Genomic DNA, 1,113 nt, shown 5'->3' on the forward strand with positions numbered 1-1,113 from the left:
TGGTCACCTATGGCGACCAACCCTTCCAGTTGATCGAATTTGAGCAACAACGGGCCGCCGCCACCGCTGCCGCCACCGCCGCCGCGGACCAAGCCGGCGTCAAACTCGCGACAAGCGCCTTTGACGTCCTTTCCGACACCGTCCCAACCCCGACCGCCACCGCCACCGCCGCAGCCACTCCCCCCCCCCCTGCCGACCCCCGCCGACGCTGGGCGCAACTCGCCCTCGCCCGCCTCGTTGCCAACCACGCCATCGCCGCCCGCGTTGCCACCTACGAAGCGCTCCCCGTGCCCGCCGTCCGCGAAATGCGCCTCAACCCCGGTTCGCCCATCCTCGCCGTTGAAGTCCTGTTCTCCGCCCGCGTCACCGGCAAAAGCGACCGCGTGCAAACCTTCCTCGAACAACTCGCCCTCGGTTCCCCCTCGCCCGACGGAAAACCCACGGTTGCCGACGACCACCTCCTCATCGAACACCTCGTCCTGCGCAAAGAAGGCACCGCCGCCACCGACGACTCCTCCGCCACCGTAGTCGTCGCCGCCCTCCTCTCCGCGACAGCCTCGTCACCCTAACGCCTGATCAACCTGCCCAGTTTCACAACCCGCCTCGGAAACCCTGATTTCAGCTTTCAGCCTTTTAGCTTTTCCGCCTTTGTTTCTCCCATGCCCGCCGCTCGCCGCCATTTTCTCATCGTTGCCAGCACCCTTGGCGTTCTGTTGATCGGCGGCGCCCTTTTCGCCCTCACCCGCGGCCGCAGCGCTCCCCTCGACCCCGTGCCCTCGGCCACGACCCCCCGCCAAGCGGGCCGCCTCACGCCCACCGACGCCGAAGTCCTTGCCTTCTTCCAACAAAACCCCGCCAAACCCGGCCAAGGCCCCGGCCTCTTCGAGACTGATTTTTTCAAACCCCCACCGACTCCCGCCAAGCCCCCCCCCCCCCCCCCCGGGGCCCCGGGGGAAAAAAAAAACTAAGGTCCCCCCCCCGGGGCTTTCCCAAATTCCCCCCCGAACCCCCCTTTGCCCCCCCCTTATCCGGGAAAAAAACCGGGAAATCTCCCCCCGGGAAACCCGCCCCCGGCCTTGGAAACCCTTTCCCTGGGAAACCCAATCCCCCCAA

The 1,113-nt window shown here is 66.9% G+C and carries 1 protein-coding gene and 1 pseudogene; both read left to right on the forward strand.

The annotated features are described in order from the left end of the window. A pseudogene (locus OBACDRAFT_RS24655) lies at positions 1-569 on the forward strand (hypothetical protein); the annotation flags it as partial. A 90-nt stretch (positions 570-659) separates the two neighbouring features. Continuing rightward, positions 660-968, forward strand: coding sequence for a hypothetical protein (locus OBACDRAFT_RS24660; protein WP_052362582.1), 309 nt, complete (start codon positions 660-662; stop codon positions 966-968). Positions 969-1,113: the final 145 nt, after the last annotated feature.

It is taken from the genome of Geminisphaera colitermitum TAV2 (assembly GCF_000171235.2).
GTDB classification, from domain to species: Bacteria; Verrucomicrobiota; Verrucomicrobiia; order Opitutales; family Opitutaceae; genus Geminisphaera; species Geminisphaera colitermitum.

Bases quoted from the DNA above. Each gene is read 5' to 3' on its own strand.
- OBACDRAFT_RS24660 (WP_052362582.1), top strand. From the start codon at position 660: ATGCCCGCCGCTCGCCGCCATTTTCTCATCGTTGCCAGCACCCTTGGC.